This is a genomic window from Chryseobacterium sp. CG10_8 (assembly GCF_058117085.1).
Window position 1 is genome coordinate 1 of the sequence record NZ_JBYVEB010000155.1, and the last position, 4,788, is coordinate 4,788.

The 4,788-nt window shown below is 36.0% G+C and carries 4 protein-coding genes; 2 read left to right on the forward strand and 2 right to left on the reverse strand.

From position 1 onward, the window contains the following. Nucleotides 1-51: 51 nt before the first annotated feature. Nucleotides 52-1,062 carry a phenylalanine--tRNA ligase subunit alpha gene (gene pheS, locus AC4AGG_RS15315; RefSeq protein ID WP_489772887.1) on the reverse strand — a complete coding sequence of 337 codons (1,011 nt, stop codon included), beginning with the start codon at nt 1,060-1,062 and terminating at the stop codon, nt 52-54. Nucleotides 1,063-1,184: 122 nt separating this feature from the next. Continuing rightward, nucleotides 1,185-1,844, reverse strand: a complete 660-nt coding sequence (locus AC4AGG_RS15320) for a YceI family protein (protein ID WP_489772888.1) — start codon at nt 1,842-1,844, stop codon at nt 1,185-1,187. Between the two features lie 116 nt (nt 1,845-1,960). Between AC4AGG_RS15320 and AC4AGG_RS15325 the strand changes: the two genes are divergently transcribed. After that, nucleotides 1,961-2,896, forward strand: a complete 936-nt coding sequence (locus tag AC4AGG_RS15325) for a sulfate/molybdate ABC transporter ATP-binding protein (RefSeq protein ID WP_489772889.1) — start codon at nt 1,961-1,963, stop codon at nt 2,894-2,896. Between the two features lie 234 nt (nt 2,897-3,130). Continuing rightward, on the forward strand, nt 3,131-4,771 hold the full coding sequence (gene lnt, locus AC4AGG_RS15330) for an apolipoprotein N-acyltransferase (protein ID WP_489772890.1): 1,641 nt from the start codon (nt 3,131-3,133) through the stop codon (nt 4,769-4,771). Nucleotides 4,772-4,788: the final 17 nt, after the last annotated feature.

A 4,788-nucleotide genomic window follows, 5' to 3' on the forward strand; every position in this document is an offset into this window, starting at 1 on the left:
AAATAAAAATGCATAAAAAAAAGCGTTTCTTTTCGAAACGCTTTCTATTTTTTATAAAGTCTTAAACTGTTCTAAGAACCTTGCATCATTCTCGAAGAACATTCGGATGTCACCAATCTGATGTAATAACATCACAATTCTTTCGATTCCCATTCCGAAGGCATAACCAGAATATTTATCAGGATCAATGTTCACATTTTTAAGAACAGCAGGATCAACCATTCCGCAACCCATGATCTCCAACCAACCGGTACCTTTCGTAATTCGGTAATCTGTTTCAGAATTTAATCCCCAATAAACATCTACTTCTGCACTTGGCTCAGTAAATGGAAAATAAGAAGGTCTCAATCTAATTTTTGATTTTCCAAAAAGTTCCGTTGTGAAAAACTGAAGGGTCTGCTTAAGGTCAGCAAAACTTACCTTCTCGTCGATATACAAACCTTCAATCTGGTGAAAAATACAGTGCGAACGCGCAGAAACAGCTTCATTTCTAAAAACTCGTCCAGGAGCCAAAATCCTAATCGGAGGTTCGTTATTCTCCATATATCGAATCTGCACCGATGAAGTATGTGTTCTCAACAAAACATCTGGATCTTTCTCAATAAAGAAAGTATCTTGCATATCTCTTGCAGGATGATGTTCTGGCAAGTTAAGCGCTGTAAAATTATGCCAATCATCTTCAATTTCTGGACCGTCTGCAACGGCAAAACCAATGGATTTGAAGATATCAATAATCCTATTTTTTACCAAATTAATAGGATGTCTGGTTCCTAATTCCAACGGAAAACCAGGCTTTGTCAAATCTTCTTTAACTTCTATAATCGTAGAAGCAGAAGCTTCTTTCAAAGCATCTAATTTATCCGAAACCGCTTGCTTAAGTGTATTAATCTTCTGTCCGAATTCCTTTTTCTGATCATTGGGAACGTTTTTGAACTGTGCAAAAATTTCAGTCAGAATTCCTTTTTTTCCATTAAATTTAATTCGGAACTGCTCTATTTCCTCAGAATTTGAAGATTGAAATTTCTCGACTTCAGCCAAATACAACTCTATCTGTTCTATCATCCTTAACGTTTTCTTATAAAGTGCAAAATTACGATTTTAATATGAATTAGTCTCGTCAACAAGCACAAAAAAAAGTCACCTCGTAAGGCAACTTTTTTTTTAGAAATATCTTTGTCTTCTGTCTAAGCTCCTTTTGTTGCCTTAATACTCACCTGAATGTTGACTTCATTTTTAATCACACCATTCTCCAATGGCGCTTGAAAATTAACACCAAAATCTTCGCGATTAATATCTTTCGGCTCTGTTGCGATGGTCACATTAGCTCCATCTACCGTAACATTAGCACGCAATTGCAATGGTTTGGTCACTCCTTTTATTGTAAGATTACCATCCAAAACCGTATTGTAATCTCCTCCTTCAACCGCATCTCCCACTTTCGTAATTTCGTAAGTGGCTGTTGGAAATTTTTCTACTTCGAAGAAATCACCTGCCTTCAGATGTCCCTCTAACTTTGCTTTCTGTTCTGCGTCATCCTTTAAATCCACTGATTCCAAAGAATTCATATTTGCAACAAATTTTCCGCTCTCCAATTTCCCATCCTTCACCGTGATGGTTCCTTCAGAAAAATCAATAGTTCCGAAATGGCCAGTACTTTCGGACTTCAATATTTTGTATCCCTTCCACTCGATTTTACTATTGGTAGTATCTACTGCATATTGTTCTCCATCATTAGTCGTAGCTACTTCTTGAGACTCACTTGTTGGTTTCTTATCGTCCTTGCACGAAATCAAAACCACCGATAATAGAGAAATTGCTAATGCAGAAATTAAGACTTTTTTCATTTTTGGTTTTATGATTTTATAAAATTTTTGGCTAAACTAAGAATTTTTCCTTGTTCTTAAATGGTAGTCCTTCAAAATTTGTAGATGGAAACAAAAGAAAATCTTAATTTTGCAGAATGCTTTTAGAAATCAAGAATTTATATTTCTCGTACGACCAAGAACAAAAATTGTTCAACAACCTTAATTTAAGGATTGATGAAGGAAAAATTATTGCACTTGCGGGTGAAAGTGGGTGTGGAAAATCGACTCTTCTTAGCTTAATCTATGGACTTTTGGATTGGGAAAGCGGCGATATTTTGCTTGAAGGAAAAAAGTTACTCGGACCAAAAGAAAATATTGTTCCTGGTGAAAGCGACATGAAATTCGTAGCTCAAAACTACGACCTGATGCCTTATTCAACGGTTTATGACAACGTAGGGAAATTTATATCTAATATTAATCTAAAAGCAAAACGCGAAAGAGTTCTTGAACTTTTAAAAGTCGTAGGATTAGAAGAATATGCAGACCAAAAACCAAAATTCTTAAGTGGTGGAGAACAACAAAGAGTCGCAATCGCTCGTGCACTTTCGGTAATGCCAAAACTTTTACTTTTAGATGAACCCTTTAGTAATCTTGATTTTTCGAGGAAAATCATTTTGAGGGAACGCCTTTTTAATTATGTCAAAGAGAAAAATATTTCCTTAATTATTTCGACCCACGAAATACAGGAAGTAATGCCTTGGTTGGATCAAATTATCATTTTGCAAGAAGGAAGATTGATACAAAACGATAGTCCAGAAGACACCTACAATAGCCCTTACAACCATTATGTAGCAAGGCTATTCGGAGAAGTTAATACTTTCAGTGATGAAGAAATGAAGTCCATGAACATTCCCCGAATGTTCTATTATCCAGACCAAATTTCAATTTCTGATGAAGGTGAAACGGTAAACATTTTGGAAAGCCGGTTTTCTGGAAGCCATTTTTGGAACAAAGCACAATTAAAAGGAAAAGAAATCGTTATTTATTCAAAAGAAAAATTAGACGGCGAAAAGAAAATTTCATTTAGTTAAGCTCATTTCGGCATAAGTTTTGAAATCACTTTTCTCAGAACTTTACTATTACTATTACAAACCGCACAAGGAAATTTTTGGTTAATTCTCTTTCTGCCTTTGGACAAAAATTAGCGCCGTTGCAATTATGTCCGTGAAAGATAACCCTGCCAAATCTTTCCTTTTTTTGTTTGCTCATAGTTTCTAATCTGCGAAAATTAAAAAATTGTATTTTTGCGAAGGAAAATTTTCTTCATGAAGTATCTTATTCTTTGTCTGATTAGCGCTTTGCTATTGTCTATTTCGTGGCCGACTTATGGCGTCCCATATTTTATATTCGTGGCGCTCATCCCGCTCCTATTGGCAGAGCACGAAATTTCAAAATTTTCAAAAATAAAAAAGAAAGGCTGGGCAATTTTCGGATTATCATACCTTACCTTTATTATATGGAATATTGTTACAACAGGTTGGCTGTATGGTTCCAAAACCCCTGATGGAAGTAACTCTATTGCAGCGGTAGCTATCCCTGTTTTTGCAAATTCTTTGCTTTATTCGTTGGTTTTCCAGTGCTATCATTGGTTCAAAAAAATCAAAGGCACTTATTGGGGACTAGCCTTTTTTATTGCGATCTGGATGAGTTTCGAAAAATTTCACATGGCTTGGGAGTTTACTTGGCCTTGGCTTAATCTCGGAAATGTATTTGCAGAAAATCCAAAAATCATACAATGGTATGATACACTTGGAGCAACAGGTGGAAGCTTCTGGATTCTTATTGTTAATGTTTTCGGGTTTTATACTTTGAGAATTTGGGAAGCAGGACGTATCAGGAAGGATTTAATAAAAAATCTTTCCATTTTTACTGCACTTATTATCCTTCCGATGATTATCTCGGTCGTCAAATATCAACAATTCGACGAAAAGCCTATTGGGGAAGTCAATGTACTTTTATTACAGCCAGAATTAGATCCTTATGCCGAGAAATATCAACAAGATAGCATTAGTATTACCAATGATTTAATCCAATTAGCGCAGGAAAATTCTCACGGCAAAATAGATTTTTATATCGCACCTGAAACTGCGCTCCCAGGAAAAGGAAGTTTTTCTGAAAAAGGCTTCCATAAGAGTGCTTTATTGGACAACCTAAGTCAATTCCTGAAACAGCATCCAAAATCAGTTATGGTTACAGGAATTTCTTCTCATCAGTTTTTTAGAGGCACAGAAAGCCATCCTTCTAATGCATATGAAATCGGACCAGACGTTTGGGTAGAAGGCTATAATACCGCAATACAAATTGACCAAAACAAAAAAATCGAAATCTATCACAAAGGAAAATTGGTTCCTGGAGTTGAGATATTTCCCTACATGAATTTTCTAAAACCACTCCTGGGAGATGCAATGCTTAACTTCGGAGGGACTATAGCTTCTTTAGGAATCGACGAGGAAAGAACAACGTTCACCAATCATTATAATAAAGGTAAATTGGCACCTATTATATGTTACGAAAGTATCTATGGAGAATTTGTAACTGACTATGTCAAAAAGGGCTCCAATTTCTTAGCAATTGTAACCAATGACTCGTGGTGGGGAGTAACCGAAGGTCATCGACAACTCTTGGCTTACGCAAGAATGAGAGCTATCGAAACCAGAAGAGAAATTGCGCGTTCTGCCAATAGTGGAATTTCAGCACACATCGATGCCAAAGGTGAAGTCTTAGAAAGCACTTTCTATGGTGAAAAAACAGCACTTCCTGCCACCATCAAATTGTATGATGGAGAAACTTTCTACACCAGAAGTGGTGACCTTTTATCCCGTATCTCTATATTCGCTTTGGACTTCATGTTATTCTACACTTTTATTAAGTGGGTGATGAAAAAAACTTCGAATAAGACTTCCTAAAGAGATTATTTCATAAA